General features: G+C 68.2%; 22 protein-coding genes. 7 read left to right on the forward strand and 15 right to left on the reverse strand.

The annotated features are described in order from the left end of the window. Positions 1–2: 2 nt before the first annotated feature. Entirely contained in the window at positions 3–1,562 is a 1,560-nt protein-coding gene (pgi, locus tag V6M57_RS11755; protein WP_332815177.1) for a glucose-6-phosphate isomerase, read from the forward strand. 55 nt (positions 1,563–1,617) lie between these two features. Further along, complete coding sequence (locus V6M57_RS11760; RefSeq protein WP_332815178.1) at positions 1,618–1,986, forward strand: DUF805 domain-containing protein; 369 nt, start codon at positions 1,618–1,620, stop codon at positions 1,984–1,986. Between the two features lie 168 nt (positions 1,987–2,154). On the opposite strand, the gene groL is transcribed toward V6M57_RS11760, so the two are convergent. Together groL and V6M57_RS11770 are read right to left on the reverse strand one after the other, a co-directional pair. After that, positions 2,155–3,798: a chaperonin GroEL gene (gene groL / locus V6M57_RS11765; RefSeq protein WP_332815179.1), complete on the reverse strand. Its 1,644-nt coding sequence runs from the start codon at positions 3,796–3,798 to the stop codon at positions 2,155–2,157. Positions 3,799–3,890: 92 nt separating this feature from the next. Beyond that, complete coding sequence (locus tag V6M57_RS11770; protein WP_332815180.1) at positions 3,891–4,190, reverse strand: co-chaperone GroES; 300 nt, start codon at positions 4,188–4,190, stop codon at positions 3,891–3,893. Positions 4,191–4,787: 597 nt separating this feature from the next. Here V6M57_RS11770 and V6M57_RS11775 point away from each other — a divergent pair. Continuing rightward, positions 4,788–5,735, forward strand: a complete 948-nt coding sequence (locus tag V6M57_RS11775; protein WP_332815181.1) for a DMT family transporter — start codon at positions 4,788–4,790, stop codon at positions 5,733–5,735. Between the two features lie 31 nt (positions 5,736–5,766). Here the strand turns inward: V6M57_RS11775 and V6M57_RS11780 are convergent, their stop codons facing one another. The 4 genes from V6M57_RS11780 to V6M57_RS11795 all read right to left on the reverse strand — a co-directional run bounded on the left by V6M57_RS11780 (position 5,767) and on the right by V6M57_RS11795 (position 10,124). Further along, positions 5,767–6,666, reverse strand: coding sequence for a 5'-nucleotidase (locus V6M57_RS11780; protein WP_332815182.1), 900 nt, complete (start codon positions 6,664–6,666; stop codon positions 5,767–5,769). A 19-nt stretch (positions 6,667–6,685) separates the two neighbouring features. Then, complete coding sequence (gene gspF, locus V6M57_RS11785) at positions 6,686–7,903, reverse strand: type II secretion system inner membrane protein GspF (RefSeq protein WP_332815183.1); 1,218 nt, start codon at positions 7,901–7,903, stop codon at positions 6,686–6,688. A 113-nt stretch (positions 7,904–8,016) separates the two neighbouring features. Further along, positions 8,017–9,633, reverse strand: coding sequence for an AMP-binding protein (locus tag V6M57_RS11790; protein WP_332815184.1), 1,617 nt, complete (start codon positions 9,631–9,633; stop codon positions 8,017–8,019). Between the two features lie 14 nt (positions 9,634–9,647). Beyond that, positions 9,648–10,124 carry a MarR family winged helix-turn-helix transcriptional regulator gene (locus V6M57_RS11795; RefSeq protein WP_332815185.1) on the reverse strand — a complete coding sequence of 159 codons (477 nt, stop codon included), beginning with the start codon at positions 10,122–10,124 and terminating at the stop codon, positions 9,648–9,650. Positions 10,125–10,251: 127 nt separating this feature from the next. Here V6M57_RS11795 and V6M57_RS11800 point away from each other — a divergent pair, with 127 nt between their 5' ends. Both V6M57_RS11800 and V6M57_RS11805 read left to right on the forward strand, forming a co-directional pair. Further along, a complete protein-coding gene (locus tag V6M57_RS11800; RefSeq protein ID WP_332815186.1) occupies positions 10,252–11,520 on the forward strand; it encodes a class I SAM-dependent methyltransferase in 1,269 nt (422 codons plus the stop codon). Continuing rightward, a complete protein-coding gene (locus tag V6M57_RS11805) occupies positions 11,520–11,843 on the forward strand; it encodes a DUF1840 domain-containing protein (RefSeq protein ID WP_332815187.1) in 324 nt (107 codons plus the stop codon). Before V6M57_RS11800 ends, V6M57_RS11805 begins: the two co-directional genes overlap by 1 nt. Positions 11,844–11,993: 150 nt before the next feature. On the opposite strand, the gene V6M57_RS11810 is transcribed toward V6M57_RS11805, so the two are convergent. The 9 genes from V6M57_RS11810 to V6M57_RS11850 form a co-directional block, all read right to left on the reverse strand. Beyond that, on the reverse strand, positions 11,994–12,998 hold the full coding sequence (locus V6M57_RS11810; protein ID WP_332815188.1) for a Bug family tripartite tricarboxylate transporter substrate binding protein: 1,005 nt from the start codon (positions 12,996–12,998) through the stop codon (positions 11,994–11,996). A gap of 198 nt (positions 12,999–13,196) precedes the next feature. Further along, positions 13,197–14,135 (reverse strand): tripartite tricarboxylate transporter substrate-binding protein, encoded by a 939-nt coding sequence (locus V6M57_RS11815; protein ID WP_442968823.1) that lies wholly within the window; start codon positions 14,133–14,135, stop codon positions 13,197–13,199. A gap of 182 nt (positions 14,136–14,317) precedes the next feature. Next, positions 14,318–15,565: a phenylacetate--CoA ligase family protein gene (locus tag V6M57_RS11820; RefSeq protein ID WP_332815190.1), complete on the reverse strand. Its 1,248-nt coding sequence runs from the start codon at positions 15,563–15,565 to the stop codon at positions 14,318–14,320. Between the two features lie 154 nt (positions 15,566–15,719). Continuing rightward, positions 15,720–16,529, reverse strand: coding sequence for an ABC transporter ATP-binding protein (locus V6M57_RS11825; protein ID WP_332815191.1), 810 nt, complete (start codon positions 16,527–16,529; stop codon positions 15,720–15,722). Positions 16,530–16,628: 99 nt separating this feature from the next. Beyond that, a complete protein-coding gene (locus V6M57_RS11830) occupies positions 16,629–17,960 on the reverse strand; it encodes an ABC transporter substrate-binding protein (protein ID WP_332815192.1) in 1,332 nt (443 codons plus the stop codon). A gap of 109 nt (positions 17,961–18,069) precedes the next feature. Beyond that, positions 18,070–19,146, reverse strand: coding sequence for a branched-chain amino acid ABC transporter permease (locus V6M57_RS11835; protein ID WP_332815193.1), 1,077 nt, complete (start codon positions 19,144–19,146; stop codon positions 18,070–18,072). Positions 19,147–19,244: 98 nt separating this feature from the next. Beyond that, complete coding sequence (locus tag V6M57_RS11840; RefSeq protein ID WP_332815194.1) at positions 19,245–20,174, reverse strand: branched-chain amino acid ABC transporter permease; 930 nt, start codon at positions 20,172–20,174, stop codon at positions 19,245–19,247. Positions 20,175–20,343: 169 nt separating this feature from the next. Further along, entirely contained in the window at positions 20,344–21,195 is an 852-nt protein-coding gene (locus V6M57_RS11845) for an ABC transporter ATP-binding protein (protein WP_442968821.1), read from the reverse strand. Then, complete coding sequence (locus tag V6M57_RS11850) at positions 21,192–23,138, reverse strand: AMP-dependent synthetase/ligase (RefSeq protein ID WP_332815195.1); 1,947 nt, start codon at positions 23,136–23,138, stop codon at positions 21,192–21,194. The genes V6M57_RS11845 and V6M57_RS11850 overlap by 4 nt, the downstream gene beginning before the upstream one ends. 152 nt (positions 23,139–23,290) lie before the next feature. Between V6M57_RS11850 and V6M57_RS11855 the strand changes: the two genes are divergently transcribed. Both V6M57_RS11855 and V6M57_RS11860 read left to right on the forward strand, forming a co-directional pair. Beyond that, positions 23,291–24,013 carry a Crp/Fnr family transcriptional regulator gene (locus V6M57_RS11855; RefSeq protein WP_442968822.1) on the forward strand — a complete coding sequence of 241 codons (723 nt, stop codon included), beginning with the start codon at positions 23,291–23,293 and terminating at the stop codon, positions 24,011–24,013. Positions 24,014–24,024: 11 nt separating this feature from the next. Further along, the coding region (locus V6M57_RS11860; RefSeq protein WP_332815197.1) for a pseudouridine synthase at positions 24,025–24,763 on the forward strand (739 nt) is incomplete at its 3' end.

Consider the following 24,763-nt stretch of genomic DNA (forward strand, 5'->3'; position numbering starts at 1 on the left):
GCATGGCCGCGCCGCTGCCGCCGCGCTGTGACGAGACCGGGGCGTGGAAGGCGCTGCAGCAGCACTTCGACGCTGCCGGCCGGTCCTTCGACGTGCGGCGGGCGCTGGCCAGCGACGCCGGCCGGGTCCAGGCCTTCAGCGTGCAGGCGCCGCACGTCTTCGCCGACCTGTCGAAGAACCTGCTCGACTCCGAGGGCGAGCGCTTGCTGCTGCAACTGGCACGCGAATGCCGCCTGGAGGCGCAGCGCGACCAGATGCTGGCCGGCGAGCCGGTCAACGCGACGGAAGGGCGGCAGGTCATGCACTTCCTGCTGCGTGCGCCGCGCAACGAAGCCGTGCCGCAAGGGATCGCAGCCGACCTCGGGCAAGTGCACGAAACGCTGGACGCGATGCTGGCCTTCGCGGAGGCCGTGCGGGCGGATGCGCAGGTCACCGACGTGGTGAACATCGGCATCGGCGGCTCCGATCTAGGACCGCAGATGGCCGTCCGGGCCCTGGGCGAGTTCCTGGCTCCCGGCAAGCGCCTCCATTTCGTGTCCAACATCGACGGCCACGAGCTGGCCGGCGTGCTGCGCAGCCTGCAGGCGCAGCACACCCTGTTCCTGGTCGCCTCCAAGACCTTCACCACGCTGGAAACCATGACCAACGCGCGCTCGGCGCGGCAGTGGTTCACGGAGCACGGCGGCACCGACGTCGCGCGGAATTTCGTTGCCCTCACCACCAACGTGAAGGCGGCCGCCGATTTCGGCATCGCCCGCTGCTTCGGTTTCCGGGACTGGGTGGGCGGACGCTATTCGATGTGGTCGGCGATCGGGCTGCCGATCGCGATCGCCGTCGGTGCGCAGCGATTCCGCGAGCTGCTGGCCGGCGCGCATGCGATGGACCGCCATTTCCGCAGCGAGCCGCTGGAGCACAACCTGCCGGTGCGGCTGGCCCTGCTGGATATCTGGTACCGGGATTTCCACGGCTTCGCCAGCCGCAGCGTGGCTCCGTACCACAGCTCGCTCGGCCGCCTGCCCGCTTACCTGCAGCAGCTGGAAATGGAGAGCAACGGCAAGCGTGTCGACCGGCAGGGCCGCGTGCTGCCCTTCGGCACCTCGCCGGTGGTGTGGGGCGAACCGGGCACCAATGGCCAGCACGCCTATTTCCAGATGCTGCACCAGGGCACCGACGTGGTGCCGGTGGAGTTCATCGCCGTCAAGACGCCCGCGCACGGCCTGGCGGATCACCATCCCCAGTTGCTGGCCAACGTGCTGGCGCAGGCGGCGGCGCTGATGCAGGGCAGGGACGATGCCGGCGGCCACAGGCACTTTCCCGGCAACCGCCCCAGCACGATGCTGGTACTGGACCGGCTCGATCCGCAAAGCCTGGGCGCGCTGATCGCGCTGTACGAGCACCGGGTGTTCTGTGCCGGTGCGCTGTGGGGCATCAACAGCTTCGACCAGTGGGGCGTCGAGCTGGGCAAGGTGCTGGCCAGGGACATCGCGCCGCGGCTGGCCTCGGGCGACACCGCAGGCCTGGACGCATCCACGGCTGCCTTGCTGGGACGGCTGAGGTCCTGACACGAACCGCCCCTATGATGCGGCCGCGGGCCGGTGCCCGCAGGAGGGAAGAAGAATGGATTTCGTCGAAGCGATCAAGACCTGCCTGCGCAAGTACGCCACTTTCGAGGGCCGGGCCGGGCGCCCTGAGTACTGGTGGTTCGTGCTGGGCTACCTGCTGGTGAGCATTGCCGCATCGGTCGTCAGCGAGGTGCTCAATGCGGTGGTTGGCCTGGCGCTGCTGCTGCCTTCCCTGGCGGTGGGGGCGCGCCGGCTGCACGACATCGGCAAGTCGGGCTGGCTGCAGCTGCTGTGGTTCATCCCGTTCATCGGCTGGATCGTCCTGCTGTACTGGGCCGTGCAGCCCAGCGGCCCGGCCAACCAGTACGGCGCGGGCCCCGACCAGCCCCGCGACGATCCCTTGGGCATCCCGCCGGGTGTCTGAGCGCAGACCAACAGCAAAACGCCCGCTGCAAGCGGGCGTTTTGCTCTCTGTTCGCGCGGAATAACATGCAGCGCGAACGCTTCATGCAAGAGGCCGGATTCACTCCGGCCTCTTGCATCTGACTGGAAAGCACCCGCAAATCGCGGAGCGATTTGCGGGTGAACGGGATTACATGTCCATCCCGCCCATGCCACCCATGCCGCCCATGCCGCCAGGCATGGCCGGGGCCTCGTCCTTCGGGGCCTCGGCGATCATGGCTTCGGTCGTGAGCATCAGCGAAGCGACCGAGGCGGCGTTCTGCAGCGCCGTGCGGGTCACCTTGGTGGGGTCCAGGATGCCCATCTCGATCATGTCGCCGTACTGGCCGTTCTGGGCATTGAAGCCGTAGTTGCCCTTGCCACCCAGCACCGCGTTGACCACCACGCTCGGCTCGTCGCCGGCGTTGGCGACGATCTCGCGCAGCGGCGACTCGATCGCCTTGAGCACCAGCTTGATGCCGGCGTCCTGGTCGGCGTTCTCACCCTTGATCTCGCCGGCAGCCTGCTTGGCACGCAGCAGGGCCACGCCACCGCCGGCCACGATGCCTTCTTCCACGGCAGCGCGGGTGGCGTGCAGTGCGTCTTCCACGCGGGCCTTCTTCTCCTTCATCTCGACCTCGGTGGCGGCCCCGACCTTGATGACGGCCACGCCGCCGGCCAGCTTGGCCACGCGCTCCTGCAGCTTCTCGCGGTCGTAGTCGCTGGTGGCTTCCTCGATCTGGACGCGGATCTGCTTGACGCGCGCCTCGATGTCGGCCGCGGCGCCGGCGCCGTCGATGATGGTGGTGTTTTCCTTGCCCACCTCGATGCGCTTGGCCTGGCCCAGGTCGGCCAGCGTGACCTTCTCCAGCGTCAGGCCGACTTCCTCGGCGATGACCTTGCCGCCGGTCAGGATGGCGATGTCTTCCAGCATGGCCTTGCGGCGGTCGCCGAAGCCCGGCGCCTTGACGGCCACGACCTTCAGGATGCCGCGGATGGTGTTGACCACCAGGGTGGCCAGCGCTTCACCTTCGACTTCCTCGGCCACGATCAGCAGCGGGCGCGAGGCCTTGGCCACCTGCTCCAGCGTGGGCAGCAGGTCGCGGATGTTGCTGATCTTCTTGTCGAACAGCAGCACGAACGGGTTCTCGAGGATCGCGCTCTGCTTGTCCGGGTTGTTGATGAAGTAGGGCGACAGGTAGCCGCGGTCGAACTGCATGCCTTCCACGACATCCAGCTCGTTCTGCAGGGATTTGCCGTCCTCGACGGTGATCACGCCTTCCTTGCCGACCTTGTCCATCGCCTCGGCGATGATCTGGCCGATCGACTCGTCGCTGTTGGCGGAAATCGAGCCGACCTGGGCGATTTCCTTGGACGTCGTCGTCGGCTTGGAGGCCTTCTTCAGCTGCTCGGTGAGCTGCAGCACGGCCTTGTCGATGCCGCGCTTGAGGTCCATCGGGTTCATGCCGGCGGCCACGTACTTCATGCCTTCGCGGATGATGGCCTGGGCCAGCACCGTGGCGGTGGTCGTGCCGTCACCGGCGTTGTCGCTGGTCTTGGAAGCCACTTCCTTGACCATCTGCGCGCCCATGTTCTGGAGCTTGTCCTTGAGCTCGATTTCCTTGGCCACGGACACGCCGTCCTTGGTCACGGTGGGCGCGCCGAAGGAGCGCTCGAGCACCACGTTGCGGCCCTTGGGGCCCAGGGTCACCTTGACCGCGTTGGCCAGGATGTTCACGCCTTCGACCATGCGGGCGCGGGCGTCGCCGCCGAACACTACGTCTTTTGCTGCCATTTGTATGACTCCGAAAAAATGAATGAGGGGGTGACTAGTGAAGATTCCTAGTCAGTTGGGGACAGAGCAGCAGAGCTGATCTGTCCCCAAGATCACTTGGAAGACGCCTCGACCACCGCGAACAGGTCTTCTTCCTTCATGACCAGCAGCTCGTCGCCTTCGACCTTGACGGTCTGGCCGCTGTACTTGCCGAACAGCACGCGGTCGCCGACCTTCACGCCCACGGGCGACAGCTCACCCTTGTCGTTCTTGCGGCCCGGGCCGACGGCCAGCACCTCGCCCTGGTCGGGCTTCTCGGCGGCGTTGTCGGGGATCACGATGCCCGAGGCCGTCTTGGTCTCGTTTTCCAGGCGCTTGACGATCACGCGGTCGTGCAGAGGACGAAGTTTCATTGCATCTCCTTCTAGGAAAGCTTTGGTTGGGACATCAAAAAGCGCCAACAAAGTTAGCGCCAATTAACTTGACGCAGAGGGGTGCCGACTCATCTGCTAGCACTCATCTCCAGCGAGTGCTAATGATAAGGGATCCGGAGCCACTTTCAAGGCTGGACGGCCGCCGGCGCAAAGGCACGGCCCCGCGCGCCGAGCTGGCGGACCACGAAGTGCGCGCCTGAAGCACTGCCGCGCGGGGGCCCCCGCGCCTGCCTACCTCAGAGCGGCAGGAAGAGGTGCAAGGTGCTCGTCCCGCCCGGCGCGATGCCCGGCGTCGTCGCGGTGGAGCACGGCTACGGCCACCGCGAGTTCGGCGTGCGCCCACCGCATCGGGGGCAAGACGCTGCCGCACCAGCCGCAGCTGGCCGCCGGCATCAACATCAACGACGTGGGGCTGGCCGATCCGGCCTACGAAGGCCGCTCCGTCTGGGTGGATGCGGTGTCGGGCACTTCGGTGCGCAACGCGCTGCCGGCGCGGCTCCTCCCGGCCTGATCCAGGGCCGGCCCGACGCGAACCCGCCCTGAAGCCCCTATAGTCGGGGCCGATGGAAACGACACATGCCGGCTGAAGGCAGGGCCGGCAGCTGGCAGCGCCACCCCTGGGTGCGCCGGGCCTGGCTCGCGCAGCGTCGCGCCGAGCGCCTGCCGCCCGCCCTGCGCGGGCTGCTGTGGTCCACCGGCGCGGGCCTGCTGTTCGTGCTGCTGAACACCCTGATGCGCAAGCTGGCGATGCAGCTGGATCCCTTCCAGACCCAGTTCCTGCGCTACCTGGCGGCACTGGGCGTACTGCTGCCGCTGATGGCGCGCGGCGGCTGGTCGACCTGGCGGCCCAGGAACGTCGGCGGGCAGTTCACCCGGGGCGCGGTGCACACCGCCGGGCTGTGCCTGTGGTTCATCGCCGTGCCGCACATCACGCTGGCCGACACCACCGCGATCGGCTTCACCACGCCGATCTTCATCATGATCGGCGCGGTCCTGCTGTTCAGGGAGGCGATGCGCTGGGAGCGCTGGGCCGCATCGCTCGTGGGATTTGCCGGCGTGCTGACGGTGGTGGCGCCGCAGCTCACGGGCAGCGGCGGCTGGTATGCGGTGGTGATGCTGGCTTCGTCGCCGGTGTTCGCCGCGTCGTTCCTGATCACCAAGGCGCTGACCCGCTACGAGCGTCCCGAAGTCATCGTCGCCTGGCAGGCGATCACCGTCACGGCCTTCAGCCTGCCCCTGGCGCTGCTGCACTGGAGCTGGCCCAGCGCCGTGCAGTGGCTGCTGTTCATCGCCTGCGGTGTCCTCGGCAGCGTGGGCCACTACTGCCTGGCGCGCTCCTACAGCGTGGCCGACATCTCGGCGACGCAGTCGGTCAAGTTCCTCGACCTCGTGTGGGCGACCGTGCTCGGCTGGCTCGTGTTCGCCGACCTGCCCAGCCGCTGGACGCTGGCCGGCGGGGCCGTGATCTGCGCCTCCACCGTCTGGATCGCGCACCGGGAAGCGCGCGGCCGGGTGCCGGCCTGACGCCCGTCGCCGCCCGGGCGCACCGGCCTTTTCACGCTTCGTTGGCGATGCCGCCGGCGACGTGACCGGAGGGCACGTGCTGCGCGGCATGCGACACGTGCCGGGTCTGGTCGTCGAAGAAGAAGTCGGGCTCGAACTCGCGCAGGAACTCGCCCTTGGGCAGGCCGCCCAGGAACATCGCCTCGTCGACGTGGATGTTCCACTGCATCAGCGTGCGGATGGCGCGCTCGTGGGCCGGCGCGCTGCGCGCCGTGACCAGCGCCGTGCGGATCTTCATCGCCGGCGTGCCGGCCGCCTGCAGCCGGTGCAGCGCCGCCAGCAACGGCTTGAACGGCCCGTCAGGCAGCGGCTGCAGCGCCTTGCTCGACTCGTGCTGCTGGAACGCGTCCAGCCCTTCGCTCTGGAACACCCGCTCGGCCTCGTCGGAGAACAGCACGGCGTCGCCGTCGAAGGCGATGCGCACTTCGTTCGGGTAGTTGTCGCCGGCCTGGACGGAGTCCGTCAGCACGCGCGCCGCGGGAAAGCCGGCCGCCAGCGCTTCGCGCACGTCGTCGGCATTGGCCGACAGGAACAGGTGCGCGCGCAGCGGCCGCAGGTAGCGGAACGGCGAGCGGCCCTGGGTGAACACCCCGCGCTCCAGCTTGATGCGGTTGGCATTGCCGGACCGGAAGATGCGCATGCCCGAGACCGGGTCGTTGCGCGAAAGGATCACCACCTCGACCCGCTGCGCCGTGGTGTCGTTGAAGGCCAGCAGCTTCTGGATCAGCGAGAAGGCGATGCCCGGGCGGGCCGGCTGGTCCAGCCGGTCGAGTTGCAGCGCCATGTAGGCCCGGGCGTCGCCGCTCTCGAAGATGCGGTTCTCCTCCTCGAAGTTGAACAGCGCCCGCGACGAGATGGCGACGACCAGGCGGTCGTCCGAAAATACGCTCAAGGTCCCCTCCGGATGGTCTTCAACGCACCAGCTGGTTGAGCTGGATGATGGGCAGCAGCACCGCCAGCACGATCAGCATGACGACCAGCCCCATGCCCACGATCAGCAGCGGCTCCAGCACCGTGGCCAGCTGCATGGCGCGGCGCTGCACCTCGTTGCCGAGCTGGTTGGCCGCGCGCTGCAGCATCACGGGCAGCTGGCCGGTCTGCTCGCCCAGCCGTGCGAACATGGCCAGCAGGCCGGGGAAGCGCTTCTTCTGTGCCAGCGCCGAAGCCAGCGGCGCGCCCTCGCGCACCAGCACCAGCGCATCCATCGCGTCGGCGCGCATGGCCCGGTTGTTCAGCGTTTCGGCGGCAGCCTGCAGCGCCCGCAGGATCGGAACGCCCGCTGCGGTGAGCATCGCGAGCGTGTTGCCGAACTGCGCACTGTTGTACCCACGGGCGAGGCGGCCCAGGACCGGCAGCGAGAGCCAGCCGGCGTCGAATCGCTCGCGGAAACGCTCGTTCTTCAGCAGGGTCCGCAGGACGATCCCCCCGCCCAGCAGCAGGACACCGAAGATCCAGCCCCACTCGCGGACGAGGGCACTCAAGCCCAGCATGGCGACCGTCAGGAACGGCAGCCCGCGCTTCGTGCCGGCGAACACGTTGGCCACCTGCGGCACCACATAGGTCACCAGGAAGACGACGATGGCCAGCGCCACCACCGTCACGATCGCCGGATACAGCGCAGCCCCGGTCAGCTTGGCCTTCAGCGCCTGCCGGTTCTCCAGGTCGTCGGCCAGTCGCTCCAGCACCATGCCCAGGTGCCCGCTCTGCTCGCCGGCGCTGACCACCGCGATGTAGATGTCGGAGAACTCGCGCGGGAAATGGGCCAGGGCCGATGCGAACGTGGCACCGGCGTTCACTTCCGCCCGCAGCGCGGCCACCAGGTGGCGCTCGGCCTCGCCGGGCGCCTCGTCCGACAGGGCGGTGAGCGCCCGCTCCAGTTGCAGCCCCGAGCTCACGAGCCCGGCCAGCTGCCGGGTCCAGACGGCCAGCTGGGTGTCGCCGAACACCCGCCGGCTCCAGCGCGTGCCGAGCGCACCGCCGGTGCCGCCGGCGGCCACCGGCCGTACCTCCAGCGGGACCAGCGACTGCGAGCGCAGTTGTCCGCGCGCCGCCTTGGCGGTATCGGCTTCCAGGACGCCGCGCCGGGTGGCGCCCTGCGCGTCCAGTGCTTCGAATGCGTACGCGGGCATGGAGGTACTCCCGCAGGGAGTGTAAGCATGTCGAAGCCAGCGCCGGAAGGCCTCGATGGCCCGGTTCGGCCCCGGGCCCGTCCATCCGCTCCGCCGGCGGGCAGTCCGGCCGGCTAGGCCTGCCCCTGCCGCAGCTTGAAGCGCTGCAGCTTGCCGGTCTCGGTGCGCGGCAGGCTGGCCATGAACTCGATTTCGCGCGGGTACTTGTAGGGCGCGATCGTGGCCTTCACGTGGTCCTGCAGGATGCGCACCATCTCCGGCCCGGGCTGGTGGCCCGGCTTGAGCACGCAGAAGGCCTTGACGATCATGCCGCGGTCCTCGTCGGGCTTGCCGATCACGCCGCACTCGGCCACGGCCGGGTGGCGCAGCAGGGCGTCTTCCACTTCCGGACCGCCGACGTTGTAGCCCGCCGTGATGATCATGTCGTCGGCGCGCGCCTGGTAGAAGAAGTAGCCGTCGGCGTCCTGCACGAAAGCGTCGCCGGGGAAATTCCAGCCGTCCTGCACGTAGTTGGACTGCCGCGCATCGTCCAGGTAACGGCAGCCGGTCGGGCCGATCACGGCCAGCTTGCCCACCGTGCCGTGCGGCACTTCCTTGCCGTCGTCGTCGACCACCTTGGCCTGGTAGCCCGGCACCGCCTTGCCGATCGCGCCGGGGCGCACGTCGGCGCCGGCGGAGGAGATGAAGATGTGGAACATCTCGGTGGCGCCGATGCCGTCGCACATCTCGATGCCGGTGGCCTGCTTCCACAGCTGGCGGGTGGCGTCGGGCAGGCCCTCGCCGGCGCTGACGCACTGGCGCAGGGTGGGCACGCCGTGCTGCCGGGCGAACGGCGCCATCTGGCGGTAGAAGGTCGGCGCCGTGTAGCAGATGGTGGCGCCGACCTCGCCGATCAGCTTGACCATGGCCTCCGGCGTGTACGGGATGTCGGGGAAGTAGACCGAGGCGCCGGCCCACATCGGGAACACCAGCAGGCCGCCCAGGCCGAAGGTGAAGGCCAGTGGCGGAGAGCCCATCACGATGTCGTCCGGCGTGGCCTTGAGCACGTGGCGCGGCCAGGCCTCGCAGGAGGCCAGCACGTCACGGTGCGAGTGCACGGCAGCCTTGGGCTTGCCGGTGGTGCCCGAGGTGAATGCCAGCAGGGCGATGTCGTCGCCCGACGTCGGGCAGGCCGGGAAATCGCCATCCTTCTGCGCCGCGCGCACCGCCAGCGTGCCGGGTTGGCCGGGTGCGTTGAAGGGGATGATCTCGCGCAGCACCGGCCGGCCTTCGCGCGCCTTCTCCATCTCGTCCAGCAGCCTGGCGTCGCACAGGGCCACGGCGGGCTGGGCCTTGTCGATGATCTCGCCCAGCTCGCGCGCGCGCAGCAGCGGCATGGTGGCCACGGCCACCAGGCCCGCCTTGACCACCGCCAGCCAGGCCAGTGCCATGCCGATCGAGTTGCCGCCTCGCAGCAGCACCCGGTTGCCGGGCACCAGGCCCAGGTCCTCCACCAGCACGCGGGCGATGCGGTCGACCCGCTCGCGTGCATCGGCATAGCTCAGCGTGATCTTGGGCGAGCGCAGCATGGGCCGGTCGCCCCAACCCCGCGCGGCGGCCTTGTCGAGCAGTTCCTCGACCAGGTTCAGGCGCTCGGGCAGGCGCAGTTCCGGCAGGTCGTAGCACATTTGCGGCCACTGCTCGCGCGGGGGCAGGCGGTCGTGGACAAATCGGTCTGTCTGTGCTGACATCGGTGTTCCTGGGTTCAGGCCGGCTGCTGGCCACGCTCGAGCGTGTGCTCCTTCACCTTGCCCAGCAGCCGGTGCAAGGTGGCGAGGTCCCGGTCGGAGAGGGCCGAGAAGGCCTGCACGATCCATTCCTCGTGCTGCTGCGCCATTTCGTTGAACAGCTTGCGGCCCTTGGCGGTGAGCCGCACGCGGTAGGCGCGGCGGTCGCCTTCGACGTCGACCCGGTCGACCAGCCCCTCCTGCACGAGCTGGTCGGTGATGCCGGTGACGTTGCCGCCGGTGACCATCATGCGGCGCGACAGCTCGTTCATCTTCAGGCCCTCGGGGGCACGCTCGAGCTGCGCCATCAGGTCGAAGCGCGGCAGCGTCGTGTCGAACCGCTCGCGCAGCCGGGTGCGCAGCTGCTTTTCCACCAGCTGGGTGCAGGTCAGCAGCCGCAGCCACAGCCGCAGCGCCTCCGGGTGCTCGCTGTGCGCCCGTGCTTCCATGTCCATGGGGCGTGTCGAAGGAGTGAAGGTCTAAATAGTTTAAACCTCAAGTAATTGCTGTCAATTGGAAGAAGCGAAGCCGTCCTACAGCTGAGCAGTTGACCGCCGCGCGGATGAGTGGCAGAAATTGCGCATGGAACCCCTCGAGCGAAAGATCGCAGCGCAACTCGAGTCGCTGCCCGTGCCGGTCGCGCTGGTCCTGCCCGGAGGCAAGCGGCTGGGGCCGTCCCAGGCCTGCGTCACCCTGGCGGCGTCCGACTGGTCGGGCGTGGCGGTGCTGGCGGCGGGACAGATCGGCAAGCTCGCCGAGGACATCGTCGAGGGCCGCGTGGAGGTGCAGGGCCGCATGCGCGACCTGATGGCCGCCGCGGCCCACCTGCTGCCGGGCAGCCCGGTGGGCAGCGACACCGGCTGGTGGACCCAGGTCGTGCGGCACGCCAAGTCGCTGGCGGCGCACTCCTCGCCGCAGAAGGACGCCGAGAAGATCCAGTTCCACTACGACGTTTCGGACGATTTCTATGCGCTCTGGCTGGATCCGAGGCGCGTCTATTCCTGCGCGTACTACCGCGAAGCCGGCATGTCGCTGGCGCAGGCGCAGGAATCCAAGATCGACCACATCTGCCGCAAGCTGATGCTGCGGCCGGGCGAGCGCCTGCTGGACATCGGCGCCGGGTGGGGCGGCCTGCTGCTGTGGGCGGCCGAGCACTACGGCGTCGACGCCACCGGCATCACGCTGTCGAAGAACCAGCATGCCCACGTCAACCGGCTGATCGAGGAAAAGGGTTTGAGGGGCCGGGTGCGCATGGAGCTGCGCGACTACCGCGAGCTCGACGAGAGCCAGGGGTACGACAAGATCGCATCGGTGGGCATGTTCGAGCACGTCGGCAGCGCCAACATGCCGGTCTACTTCGGCAAGGTCCTGCGGCTGCTGCGGCCCGGCGGACTGGTGATGAACCACGGCATCACCGCAGGCGGCGTGGCCACTTCGCAACTGGGTGCGGGGATGGGCGACTTCATCGAGAAGTACATCTTCCCCGGCGGCGAGCTGCTGCACGTCAGCCACGTGCTGCGCGAGCTGTCGCTGGCGGGGCTGGAGATGGTGGACACCGAGAACCTGCGGCCGCACTACGCCCGCACGCTGTGGGCCTGGTCGGATGCGCTGGAAGACCGGCTGGATGAGGCGCGCCGCGTGCTGGAGAGCACGGGCAGCGAGCGCAATGCCGCCAAGGTGCTGCGCGCCTATCGGCTGTACCTGGCCGGCTGCGCCATGAGCTTCGAGCAGGGCTGGATATCGCTGCACCAGGTGCTGGCTGCGCGGCCCGACGGCAAGGCGGAGACCGGCTCCCTGCGCGGCGCACAATCGGCGTATCCGTTCAACCGCGCCTACATCTACACAAGCTGATGCTCTACAAGTTCAAAAGCAAGGCGGCCGGCGACCTGATCATGCTCGAGCCCAACGGCCGCCGGGTGCTGGAAATCATCGGCAAGGATCCCGCACCCAAGGGCATCATCGAAACGCAGCAGATGCCCGCCGCCATCCAGGCCCTGGAGGCGGCGATCGTGAGGGAAGAAGCCGAACAGCAGGCGTTGGTCGAGGAGGCCCGGGCCAAGGGCGAGGTGCCGCCCACGTTCGCGGAGGTGTCCCTGCGCCAGCGTGCATTGCCGTTCATCGACATGCTCACGCGCTGCCAGAAAGCCGGCAAGGAAATCGTCTGGGGCGTGTAGGAGTCACTCGGAAAGCGCTGCGCGTTTTCCGAGTGGCCTTCCAGTCAGTCGGGCGAGGACCGGCGAAGCCGGATCCTCGCCCAACAGGTGTTCGCGCTGCATGTTATTCCGCGCGAACGGAAGCGCCCGCGGCTGCGGGCGATCGGCGGATCAGTCGACCTTCGCGCCCGACGCCTTCACCACCGGCTGCCACTTCTTCAGTTCGGCATCGATGTGTGCGGCGAACTGCTGCGGGGTGTTGCCGCTGGGAATGGCGCCCTGGGCCAGCAGCTTTTCCTTCAGCTCGGGCGCGCTCAGCGCCCGGGCCACCTCCTGCTGGATGCGGTTGGCGATCTCGGGCGGCAGGCCGGCGGGCCCGAGCAGCCCGAACCAGGAACTGGCCTCGTAGCCCTTGAGGTTGCCGGCCTGTTCCACCGTGGGAACGCCGGGCAGCGCCGCCGAAGGCTGCGCGCTGGTGACGGCCAGCGCCTTGAGCTTGCCGGCCTTGATGTGCGGCATGGAGGCGGGCAGGTTGTCGAACATGACGTCCATCTCGCCGCCGATCAGCGCCAGCAGCGCCGGGCCGGAGCCGCGGAAGGGGAAGTGCACCATGTAGGTCCCGGTCATCGCCTTGAACAGCTCGCCGGCCAGGTGGATCGAGGTGCCGTTGCCGCTGGAGGCCATGTTCAGCTTGCCGGGGTTGGCCTTGGCGTAGCGGATGAAATCCGCCACCGAGTTGATGTTGTTGGCGCGCGCCTTCTCCACCGGCACCACCATCACGTTGGGCACGGCGGCCACCAGCGTGATCGGCGTGAAGTCCTTCTGCGGGTCGAACGGCATGCGCGCATACAGCCACTTGTTGATGCTCTGGGTGCCGACGGTTCCCATCAGGATCGTGTAGCCGTCCGGCGCGGCCTTGGCGACCAGGTCGGCGCCGATGTTGCCGCCGGCGCCCGGCTTGTTGTCGACCACGAAGGACTGGTTGAAGGCCTTGCCCAGCTCCACCGAGATGGCACGCGCCAGGATGTCGGTGGTGCCGCCGGGCGCGAACGGCACGACGATGCGCACCGGCTTGCTGGGCCAGTCGGACTGCGCCCAGGCGGGCGCAGCGAAGGCCGCGGCGGTGGCGGCGGCCAGCGCCAGCACGTGGCGCCGTGGAAGGCGGGTGGCGGTCATGCTTGTCTCCTGCTTGTTCGAAGCTGTCGCGGGAGGCGCATGATGCCATCGCTGCGCGGTTTGCGTGAGTCGCGTTTGCGCGCAGCAGGCCCGGGTTGGCCCGCCGTGGCCCGGCTGCGGAGTGCACGACGGCTGCCGGCACCATGAAAAAAGCCGCCCGAAGGCGGCTTTGCGCGGCAAGGGCCCGGGGTGCCCGCGTCAGTCGGCGTAGACGCCGGCGGCGCGGATCACCGGGGTCCACTTGTTGATTTCGGAGGCGACGAATTTCTTGTGCTCGGCCGGCTCGACCCGGTTGTCGTTGACGACCACCGCGCCCAGTTCCCCCTGGCGGCGCAGGAAGTCGGGATCCTTCAGCGCGACCTTCAGGGCGTCGTTGAGTTTCTTGAGCACCGGCGCCGGCGTGCCCTTGGGTGCGTACAGGCCGTGGAAGATGTTCACTTCGAAGTCCTTCAGGCCGACTTCCTGCAGCGTGGGCAGGTCCTTCAGGGCGGCCGTCTTCAGGCGCTGGTCCGTGGTGACGGCAAAGGCCTTGACCTTCTTGCCTTCGATCTGCGCCGTCGTGTTGGTGGTCTGGTCGCACATCAGGTCCACCTGGCCGCCGATCAGGTCGGTCAGCGCGGGGCCCGTGCCCTTGTACGGCACCGTGGTCATGTCCAGCTTGAGCGCGCTCTGGAACAGCAGGCCGCACAGGTGCGAGGCGGCGCCCAGGCCGGCGTTGGCGAGGTTGATCTTGCCCTTGTTGGACTCCATCCACTTGGTCAGCTCGGCCCAGTTGTTGGCCGGCAGCGTCGGGCGGCCGATCAGCGTCATCGGGACTTCGTTGATCAGGCCGACGTATTCGAAGGCGTCCAGCGGCTTGTACGGCAGGTTGCGGTACAGCGCCGGCGACGTCGCCATGCCGATGTGATAGACGAGCAGCGTGTAGCCGTCGGCCGGGGCCCGGGCGACCTTGTTGGCGCCGATCGTGCCGCCGGCGCCGGCGGCGTTCTCGATCACGATGGTCGCATTGCCCAGCGGCTTGCGCATGGCCTCGGCGAGCTGCCTGGCCACCAGGTCGGTGGGACCGGGCGCGAACGGGACGACGATGGTGATCGGCTTGGCGGGGAAGTCCTGGGCGCCGGCGGCGGCAGCCGCCATCAGCGCGATCGGAACGAGGGTCTTGGTGAGCAGCTTCATGGAGCCTCCTGGTCTCGGGTGGGCGCCATGATAGGGAGCGGGCGGGGGCGATCCATCGCGGGAATTACGTACCGCCAGCTCGTGAAAAACCCATGGGCGGGCGCGCGGTTGATGGGCATCAACCCGGGCCGGTGCGCTGCAGGCTAGCGGTAGCTGCGGGCGTCCTCGATCACCTTGCCGTCGTTCGGAAGGGCGCCGGGCTCGAGGCATTCGACGTCGCCGCGCAACTTGGTGATGTCGCGGATCGCCTCGGCGATGCGTTCGTCCAGTCCCTGGGGCCAGGAAGCGGCCTCGACCTTGAGCGTCATCTGGTCGTTGGCCATCTCGCCACTGACCACCAGCCGGGCCTTCACCACTTCGGGGAAGCGGCGCGTGATGTCGGCCACCTGCCCCGGATGCACGAACATGCCGCGCACCTTGGTGGTCTGGTCGGCGCGGCCCATCCAGCCCTTGATGCGGGCGTTGGTGCGGCCACTCGGGCAGGTGCCGGGCAGCATCGCCGAGAGATCGCCGGTGCCGAAACGGACCAGCGGGTATGCCGGGTTGAGCGTGGTGACCACCAGCTCGCCCACTTCGCCCGCCGTCACCGGGTCGCCGGTGCCGGGCCGCACGATTTCGACCAGGATGTCTTCGCTGAGCACCAGGCCCTGGCGGGCCGATGTTTCGTAGGCGATCAGGCCGATGTCGGCGGTGGCGTAGCTCTGGTAGACGTCCACGCCGCGTTGCGCGAACCAGTCGCACAGGCTGGCCGGCAGTGCTTCGCCGCCGGTCACCGCCTTGCGCAGGCTGCCGATGTCGGCGCCGGTCTCCTGCGCCTTTTCCAGCAGGATGCGCAGGAAGCTGGGCGTCCCGGTGAAGGCGTTCGGGCGCAGCTCGGCGATCGCCTGCAGTTGCTGTTCGGTCTGGCCGATGCCGGCCGGGAACACGCTGCAGCCCACCGCATGCGCGCCGGCTTCCATGATGAAGGCGCCCGGCGTCATGTGGTAGCTGAACGCGTTGTGCACCAGGTCGCCGGAGCGAAAGCCCGCGGCGAACAGGGCGCGCCCGGTGCGCCAGTAGTCGCGGGTGCCGCCCTCGGGTTCGTAGATCGGCCCCGGCGAGGAGAACACGCGCGGCATGGCCGGCCCGCGCACCAGCGCGGAAAAGCCGCCGAACGGGTCGCGGCCGACGTGGGCGCGCTGGCGCTCCAGCAACTCGTGCTTGCGCGTGACCGGCAGGCGGGCGAGGGCCTCGCGCGAAGTCACGGCGGCCGGGTCCACGCCATCCAGGATGGCGGCCATGGCGGCCGAGGCCTGCCTGGCATGCGCCACCTGCCTGGGCAGCGCTCGCAGCAGGGCGGCCTCACGCTCGGCCGGATCGCGCGTTTCCAGCGCGTCGAAGAACTCGCTCATCGATCGTCCTTGCTTTCAGTTCTCCAGGGCGGGCAGATCATCTGCTGGGGCGCAACGCTGCGGACGGCTTCCAGTGCCACCGCGGAACCGGCTCCGCCGGGCCGCCGGTGGCGCCCCCCTGAGGGGGGAGCGCCGCAGGCGCTTCGGGGGTGGGTCATGCCAGCCAGCGCTTGCGCCGCTTGTAGCTCTTGACGTCGCGGAAGCTCTTGCGCTCGCCGCCGCCCATGCCGAGGTAGAACTCCTTGACGTCCTCGTTGCTGGCCAGTTCCTGCGCCGGGCCATCCATCACGATGCGGCCGCTCTCCAGGATGTAGCCGTAGCTGGAGTACTTCAGCGCCATGTTGGTGTTCTGCTCGGCCAGCAGGAAGGTCACGCGCTCCTTGGTGTTGAGGTCCTTCACGATCTCGAAGACCTCCTCCACGATCTGGGGTGCCAGGCCCATGGAGGGTTCGTCCAGCAGCACCATGCTGGGGCTGGCCATGATCGCGCGGCCGATGGCGCACATCTGCTGCTCGCCGCCGGAGGTGTAGGCCGCCTGCGAGGTGCGGCGCGTCTTCAGGCGCGGGAAGTAGGCGTAGACCTTCTCCAGGTTGGCCGCGATCTCGGACTTGCTGGCGCGCGTGTAGGCGCCGGTCAGCAGGTTTTCCTCGATGGTCAGGTGGGCGAAGCAGTGCCGGCCCTCCATCACCTGCACCACGCCGCGGCGCACCAGTTCGGCCGGCGACAGGTTCTCGATGCGCTCGCCGCGCAGCTCGATCGAGCCCTTGGTCACTTCGCCGCGCTCGCCCCTGAGCAGGTTGGAGACGGCGCGCAGCGTGGTGGTCTTGCCGGCGCCATTGCCGCCCAGCAGGGCGACGATGCCGCCCTCGGGCACCTGCAGCGAGACGCCCTTGAGCACCAGGATCACGTGGTTGTAGATGACCTCGATGCCGTTGACGTTCAATACGATGTTCGGTTTGTCCATGGGGTGTCTTCACCAATCGAAAGGCGAGCGGCCTTTCGATTGGCGGCTCGCCAGGAGCCGCTGGCCCTCCCCGGGACGGGGAGGGTTCTGGAACTCAGCTCAGCCTGCCGATTGGCACTCCGACGGGTTGCGCCGCTGCAGCTTCTTGTCGGCCAGGTACTTGTCGGCCCCGGCCTTGACCATCGGCTTGAGGATCTGCTCGTCGGCCTGGTACCAGTCGCTGGTGAAGTTCCACTTGCTGCCGTCCCAGGTGTGGATGCGCGCCCAGGTGGAGCCCTGGTGGTCGGTGCAACTGGTCGACAGCGGGCGCATCACGCCGTTGAAGCCCAGGGCATCGAGCCGCTTCTGGTCGAGGTTCAGGTTCTCCAGGCCCCAGCGCACCTGCTCGGGCGTCATGACCTTGCCCTTGCCGAAACGCTCCTGCGCGCGGCGGACCGCTTCGTGGCTGAGCATCTGGATGATCACGCCGCGGGTGTACAGCACGTGGCCGACTTCATCGCGCGGACCGGTGCCCTGGCCCTTGTCGTGCACGTACTTCAGGATGTCCTGGATCACCTTGGGCTCCTTGCTGCTGGGGTTGAGCGCCAGCGCGTTGTAGCCCTTGGCGCCCGCGCCCACGTCCTTGACGTCAGGCTCGGCACCGGCCCACCATACGCCGTACATCTTCTCGCGCGGGTAGCCGGTGGCCTGCGCTTCCTTCAGCGCCGTGGAGTTCATTACCCCCCAGCCCCACAGGAAGACGTAGTCCGGGCGTTGCTGGCGTACCTGCAGCCAGGTGGCCTTCTGTTCCACGCCCGGCGCGGTGACCGGCAGCAGGCTCAGCTCGAAGCCGTGCATGCGGGACCGCTCCTGCAGCAGCGGGATCGGCTCCTTGCCGAACGGCGAATCGTGGTAGACCAGCGCGATCTTCTTGCCCTTGAGCTTGTCGAGGCCGCCTTCCTTCTTGCCCACGTGCTGGATCAGGATGTCGGCGCCGGTCCAGTAGCTGCCCATCAGCTCGAAGTTCCAGGGGAACGCCATGCCGTCGGCGGAAATCGACAGCCCGTAGCCCAGGGTCAGCAGCGGGATCTTGTCGTGCAGCGCCTTGTCGGTCAGTGCGAAGGTGATGCCGGTGGACTGCGGGTCGATCAGCGTCACGCCCGGGCGGCTCTTGAGGCGCTCGTAGCATTCCACGCCGCGGTCGGTGGCGTAGCCGGTCTCGCACTCTTCCCAGGTGAGCTTGACGCCGTTGATGCCGCCGTCGCGGGCCATGATCATCTTCAGGTAGTCCTGCTTGCCGTTGGCCCAGGGCGTGCCGTTGGGCGCGTAGGGGCCGGTGCGGTAGGACAGCAGCGGGAAGAACTGCTCCTTGGCCTGGGCCATCGCCGCGGGGGCCGAAGCCAGCGCGGTGCCGGCCACGAGTGCGGCCGTGAGGAGGGAACGAAGCTTCATGGGATGTCTCCTTCTGAGGTGAAGCGAACGGGGAAGCGTCAGTGAAACCCGGGAAGGGTGGCCGGCGCATCGGTGAATGCGAGCACGGGGTTTGCTTGCATCGGCGCGATCAATGGGGGAAGGGCCACAGCCGCAGCTTCTGCTTGCCCGTGGACCACAGCCGGGCCAGCCCGTGCGGCTCCACCGCCAGGAACCACACGATCAGCGCGCCGAAGATCATCAGCTCGGCATGCGACACGGCGGTGGTCGAGAACTCCACGCCGACCAGCGCTGCGAGCACCGGCAGCACCTGGTTCAGCACGATCGGCAGGACCACGATGAAGGCGGCGCCGAAGAACGCGCCCATGATCGAGCCCAGGCCGCCGATGATCACCATGAACAGCAGCCGGAACGACAGGTCCACCGAGAAGGCGGCCGGCTCCCAGGTGCCCAGGTAGACGAAGGCCCACAGCGCGCCGGCCACGCCGACGATGAACGAGCTGACCGCGAAGGCGCTGAGCTTGGCGTACATGGGGCGGATGCCGATCACCGCGGCGGCCACGTCCATGTCGCGGATGGCCATCCATTCGCGGCCGATCGCGCTGCGCACCAGATTCTTGGCCAGCAGGGCCATGACCACCAGGATCGCCAGGCAGAACCAGTAGCGGCTGGCGGCGCTGTCGATCGGCATGCCGAGCACCTGCAGGTTGGACACGCCCACCGATCCCGAGGGCGAGTCGTTCAGCAGCCACTTGACGCGCAGGAACATCCAGTCGGAGAAGAACTGCGCGGCCAGCGTGGCGACCGCCAGGTACAGCCCCTTGACGCGCAGGCTGGGCAGGCCGAACAGGATGCCGAACGCGGTGGCGCACAGGCCGCCCAGCAACAGCGCCGGAATGAGCGGCAGGCCGGGAATGCGCACGAAGAAGTTGTAGGCGCCGTAGGCCCCCACCGCCATGAAGGCGCCGGAGCCCAGCGAGATCTGGCCGCAGTAGCCCACCAGGATGTTCACGCCCAGCGCCGCCAGGGACATGATCAGGAAGGGGATCAGGATGGCGCGGAACAGGTAGTCGCTGGCCAGGCCCGGCACGACGACGAACGCCACCACCAGCAGCAGCAGGATGAACAGCCGGTCCTGCTGGATCGGGAAGATCTGCTGGTCGGCGCGGTAGCTGGTCTTGAACTGGCCGTTTTCGCGGTAAAGCATGGGTAATCTGTAGGTCGATGATCTTTTGGCTACGACACGCTTCGCTTAACTTTGCTTCGCAAAGTTAGTCTTCGCTGAAAGATCATTGATCGCGTATTTCATACGCGATCAATGATCTTTTCGCCGAACAGGCCCTGCGGGCGGATCAGCAGGAAGCCCAGCGCCAGCACGTAGGCGAACCAGATCTCGATGCCGCCGCCGACCATCGGGCCGATGTACACCTCGGAGAGCTTCTCGCCCACGCCGATGATCAGGCCGCCGATGATGGCGCCGGGCACCGAGGTGAGCCCGCCGAGGATCAGCACCGGCAGCGCGCGCAGCGCCACGGTCGCCAGCGAGAACTGCACGCCCAGCTTGCTGCCCCAGATCATCCCGGCGACCAGGGCCACCACGCCGGCCACGCACCAGACGATCACCCAGATGCGCGACAGCGGGATGCCGATGGACTGCGCCGCCTGGTGATCGTCGGCCACCGCCCGCAGGGCCCGGCCGGTGGAGGTCTTCTGGAAGAACACCGACAGCAGCAGCACCAGGGCGGCGGCGATCAGCGCGGCGATCAGGTCTTCCTTGTTGATCAGGATGCCGCCCTCGAACACCTTGTCGAAGGCGATCACCGGGTCCTTGGGCATGCCGATGTCGATCGAGTAGATGTTGCTGCCGAACAGGGTCTGGCCTGCGCCTTCGAGGAAGTAGGCGATCCCCAGCGTCGCCATCAGCAGCGTGGCCTCGCCCTGGTTGACCAGGTGGCGCAGCACCAGCGCCTCGACCAGCCATGCCACCACGAACATGATGGCTCCGGCGACGACGAAGGCCGCCACGTTCACGACCACCTTGTTCTCGACGCCGGTCCAGCCCGGAATCCATTCGGCGAAGCGCGCCATGGCGAGGGCGCCGAACAGCACCATCGCGCCCTGGGCGAAGTTGAAGACGCCGGAGGCCTTGAAGATGAGCACGAAGCCCAGCGCCACCAGCGAATACAGCATGCCGGCCATCAGGCCGCCGAGCAGGGTTTCGAGGAAGAATCCCATCACAGTTCCTTGCGGTCCTTGCCGCTACTCATGTCATCCCGGCGCAAGCCGGGATCCATCCCGAGGGGCTTGCACGACCCTGCGCGTGATGTGCCGGCGGGAAATGGATTGCGGGTCCAGCCCGCAATGACACGGTCGGGGGCCAAGCCCGCAATGAGCCGAGCGGTCTTCAATGCGCAGTCCCCAGGTAGGCGTTGATCACGTCCGGGTTGCGGCGCACTTCGTCGGGCCGGCCGTCACCGATCTTCTTGCCGTAGTCCAGCACCACCACCCGGTCGGAGATGTCCATCACCACGCCCATGTCGTGCTCGATCAGCACCACGGTGGTGCCGAACTCGTCGTTGACGTCCAGCACGAAGCGGCACATGTCCTGCTTTTCCTCCAGGTTCATGCCCGCCATCGGCTCGTCGAGCAGCAGCACCTGGGGCTCCATGGCGAGCGCGCGCCCGAGGTCCACGCGCTTCTGCAGCCCGTAGGGGAGCTGGCCGACCGGCGTCTTGCGGAAGGCCTGGATCTCCAGGAAGTCGATGATCCGCTCGACGTACTCGCGGTGCCGGATCTCCTCGCGCTCGGCCGGGCCGATGCGCAGCGCCTGCAGGAACAGGTTGCTGCGGATGCGCAGGTTGCGGCCGGTCATGATGTTGTCCAGCACGCTCATGCCCTTGAACAGGGCCAGGTTCTGGAAGGTGCGGGCGATGCCCATCTCGGCCACCTGGCGGCTCTTCATGTGGCTGAAGGTCTGGCCGCGGAAGGTGATGCTGCCCTGCTGCGGCTGGTAGACGCCGTTGATGCAGTTGAGCATGGAGCTCTTGCCGGCCCCGTTGGGGCCGATGATGGCGCGGATCTCGTGCTCGCGCACGTCGAATGAGATGTCGGTCAGGGCCTTCACGCCGCCGAACGACAGCGAGATGTTCCTCACGTCCAGGATCACCTCGCCGAGCCGGCGCGCCGGCACCGCCGGGGCCTGCTCCTGCTCCTGTTCCTGCGCAAGCGCGGAAGCCGCGTCGGTCATCATGTTCATGCCGCCACCTTGACGGGGGCGAAGGTGCGCGCATCCATGATCTTCAGCGTGGCGCTGACCTTGCCGGTGCGGCCGTCCTCGAATTTCACCTGGGTCTCCACGTACTGCTCGGACTTGCCGCCGTACAGGGCATCGATCAGCACCTGGTACTTCTCGGCGATGAAGCCGCGGCGGACCTTGTTGGTGCGGGTCAGTTCACCGTCGTCGGCGTCCAGTTCCTTGTGCAGCACCAGGAAGCGGCTGATCTGCGAGCCGGCCAGCTTCTCGTCGGCGGCGAGGTCGGCATTGACCTTCTCCACGCACTCCCTGACCAGCTCGTACACCTCGGGCTTTTGCGCCAGGTCGGTGTAGCCGGCATAGGGCAGGTTGCGCCGCTCGGCCCAGTTGCCGACCGCCTCGAAGTCGATGTTGATCATCACGCACACCTTCTCGCGGCCGTCGCCGTAGGCCACCGCTTCCTTGACGTGCGGGAAGAACTTGAGCTTGTTCTCCACGTACTTGGGCGCGAACATGGCGCCGTCGTTGGCGCCGCCGTGGATGCGGCCGACGTCCTTGACGCGGTCGATGATCTTCAGGTGGCCCTGCGCGTCGATGAAGCCGGCGTCGCTGGTGTGGTACCAGCCGTCCGGGGTGAGCACCTCGGCGGTGGCCTGCGGGTTCTTGTAGTAGCCCTTGAGCAGCCCCGGGGAGCGCACCAGGATCTCGCCGTTGTCGGCCACCTTGATCTCCACGCCGTCGATCGGCACGCCGACCGTGTCGGCCTTGACCTGGTCGTCCGGCTGCAGGCAGACGAACACCGCCGTCTCGGTGGAGCCGTACAGCTGCTTGAGGTTGATGCCGATGGAGCGGTAGAAGGAGAACAGGTCGGGACCGATCGCTTCGCCGGCGGTGTACGCGACGCGCACGCGCGAGAACCCCAGGTTGTTGCGCAGCGGCCCATAGACCATGGCGTCGCCCAGGCGGTACAGCAGGCGGTCGGCCAGGCCCACGCGCTGGCGGTCCATCAGCGCGGGGCCGACCCGGCGCGCCAGCTTCATGAAGGCGTGGAACATGCCGCGCTTGAGCGCGCCGGCGTCCTCCATGCGGATCATCACGGTGGTGAGCAGGCCCTCGAACACGCGGGGCGGCGCGAAGTAATAGGTGGGGCCGATCTCCTTGAGGTCGATCATGACCGTGCTGCTCGACTCGGGGCAGTTGACCACGTAGCCGCAGGCCAGCCACTGGGCGTAGCTGAAGATGTTCTGCCCGATCCAGGCCGGCGGAAGGTAGGCCAGCACTTCCTCCTTCCCGGTCAGCTTGTCGAAGTCGGCGCCGGCCCTGGCCCGGTCCAGCAGCGTGCGGTGGGTGTGCACCACGCCCTTGGGGTTGCCAGTGGTGCCGGAGGTGAAGAACATGGACCCGACATCGTCGGGCGTGGACTTGTCGACTTCGGACCTGAAGAAGCCGGGCGTGCGGGCGGCAAACGCCTCGCCGGCCTCGGCCAGCTGGTCCAGCGAGGCCAGCCCGGGCTCGCTGTAGTTGCGCAGGCCGCGCGGATCGTCGTACCAGATCGCCTTCAGGAGCGGGCATTGGGGCCGGATCTCCAGCAGCTTGTCGACCTGCTCCTGGTCCTCGGCGAACGCGAAGCGCACTTCGGCGTTGGTGATCGGGAAAACGCATTCGGCCGCCACGGCGTCCTGGTACAGCGGCACCGGAATGGCGCCCAGCGACTGCGCCGCCAGCATGGTGGCGTACAGGCGCGGGCGATTGGCGCCGATCACCACCATGTGCTCGCCGCGGCGCAGGCCGGCTTCGTGCAGGCCGCAGGCAAGCCGCTCGACCAGCCGGGCCAGGTCGGACCAGCTGAAGGTTTGCCAAATGCCGTATTCCTTCTCGCGCATCGCCGGCGCGGCCGGGCGCTGCGCGGCGTGCTGGAGCAGCAGGCGGGGGAAGGTGGTGTCCATCCAGGTCCTTGGGCCGGCGAAAAGCCGGACGGTGAATGGCACGAATGCTAGAAGTGACTTTGACGCCGACTTGTCTTTGCGACGACAATTTCGGGGTTTCCCTAAGGGGTGTTTTCCCGGATGAGCGCAGCACGGAGATGGATCGAGTGAGCGTGTTGGTCCCACTTCACGAGCGCCGCCGCCGGCCCTCCACCGCCGAGCTCGACGGCATTCCCTGGCTGCGGCTGCTGCAGGCGCCGGAATACGAACGCGCGGTCAGCCAGATCACGGTGGGCGACGCCCGGCCCGGCGATTTCGTCTGCCGGGTCGGCCGGCCGGTGACCTACTGGTTCGGCGTGATCGAGGGGCTGCTCAAGATGAGCACCGACAGCGAGCAGGGCCAGACCATGACCTTCACCGGCGTGCCGCCGGGCGGCTGGTTCGGCGAGGGCACGGCCCTCAAGCGTGAGGCGTATCGCTACAACATCCAGCCGCTGCGCAACAGCGTGGTGGCGGGGCTGCCGGTGGACTCCTTCCACTGGCTGCTGGACCATTCGATCGGCTTCAACCGCTTCGTCATGAACCAGCTCAACGAGCGGCTGGCGCAGTTCATCGCCGCGCTGGAGATCGACCGCATGGCCAGCCCCGACGTGCGGGTGGCGCGCAGCCTGGCCGCCCTGTTCAACCCGGTGCTGTACCCGGGCGTCGGCGAGGTCCTGCGCATCACTCAGCAGGAACTGGCCTACCTGGTGGGGCTGTCCCGGCAGCGCGTCAACGAGGCCCTGGGCGCGTTGCAGGCGCAACGGGCGATCCGCATCGAGTACGGCGGCGTGCGCATCCTGGACCTGGATGCGCTGCGCAACAGCGGCCAGGACGCGGCGGCGAGCGCCCGATAATCGCCGCCCAGATGACCGACTCCGCGGGCCCCGGCACCACCCGGTTGAACAAGCGCATGGCCGAACTGGGCCTGTGCTCGCGCCGCGAGGCCGACGACTGGATCGCGCGCGGCTGGGTGCGCGTGGACGGGCAGGTCGCGCCGATGGGCCTGCAGGTGACGCCGGCCGCGCACATCGAGGTGGACCCGAAGGCCCGCGGCCAGCAACGGCAGCAGGTCACCATCCTGCTGCACAAGCCGGTGGGCTATGTCAGCGGCCAGGCCGAGGACGGCTACCAGCCGGCGGCGGCGCTGGTGCAGCCGCGCAGCCACTGGTCGGGCGATCCTTCGCGCAACCGCTTTTCGCCGGCGCAGTTGCGCGGCCTCGCGCCGGCCGGCCGGCTGGACATCGATTCGACCGGACTGCTGGTGCTGACGCAGGACGGGCGTGTGGCGCGCCAGCTGATCGGCGAGGATTCCACCATCGACAAGGAGTACCTGGTGCGCGTGAGCTACGGCGAGGTCGCGCGCGACGTCCAGGCGGCATTCCCGGCGGCGCAATTGGCGCGGCTGCGGCATGGGCTGGCGCTGGACGGCCGGCCGCTCAAGCCCGCCGGCGTCGACTGGCAGAACCCCGAGCAGCTGCGCTTCGTGCTCAACGAAGGGCGCAAGCGCCAGATCCGGCGCATGTGCGAACTGGTGGGGCTGAAGGTGGTGGGGCTGAAACGGGTGCGGATCGGCAGGGTGCGGCTGGGGGAGTTGCCGTTGGGGA

The sequence above is a fragment of the Ramlibacter sp. genome (assembly GCF_036676645.1).
Taxonomy (GTDB): domain Bacteria; phylum Pseudomonadota; class Gammaproteobacteria; order Burkholderiales; family Burkholderiaceae_C; genus Ramlibacter.